Source organism: Caulobacter sp. CCH9-E1 (genome assembly GCF_001556515.1).
Classification (GTDB): Bacteria; Pseudomonadota; Alphaproteobacteria; order Caulobacterales; family Caulobacteraceae; genus Caulobacter.
This window is the reverse complement of the sequence record NZ_LSJA01000090.1, coordinates 1-559: the sequence shown is the minus strand read 5'-3', so window position 1 is coordinate 559 and position 559 is coordinate 1. Positions and strand designations below refer to the sequence as shown.

General features: G+C 67.4%; 1 protein-coding gene. It reads right to left on the bottom strand.

All coding sequences use genetic code 11. The annotated features are described in order from the left end of the window. On the bottom strand, nt 1-518 hold a 518-nt coding region (locus AX690_RS05390), incomplete at its 3' end, for a CocE/NonD family hydrolase (protein WP_156449573.1). Nucleotides 519-559 lie beyond the last annotated feature (41 nt).

Sequence of the window (559 nt, the reverse complement as noted above, 5' to 3'; positions counted from 1 at the left end):
ATCATGGCGTGCATAACCGCCTCGCCGGTGTTCGAGCAGCCGTACATGCCGATCTGGCCGTTGGACCAGGGCTGGGCGGCCAGCCACTCGGTGATCTCGTAGGCGTCGAAGCCTTCGGTGAAGTCTTCATAGCCGCGCCGGACGCCAAACGAGGCGCCGTTGCCGCGCCGCGCCACGATCGCCACCACATAACCCGCGCGGGTGAGGTCGGTCAGGGACTGGGCCGCGCCCGTTTCGCGCACGCCCATCTTCTCGATGTCCAGCGTGTGGTGCCAGATGACCGGCAGTCGCGTGTCCACCGGCTTGCCGTCCACCGCCGGACGATGCAGCGAGATCGCGATCTTCGTGCCGTCTCGCATGGGCAGATAGAACGAGGTCGCCACCTGCTGCGAATAGAGGTCCTTGGGCGCGTAGGCGCCGAAATTGGACGGCGGCGCGGCGCCAGCGGTCAGGGGGGCGGACAGGGCGGCCGTGGCGGCTGAAAGCGCCGCGGCGAGGGCGATCGCTGAGGACTTCATACGAGGCTCACTGAAAAAGAAGCGGCGGGCGAAGCCAAGCT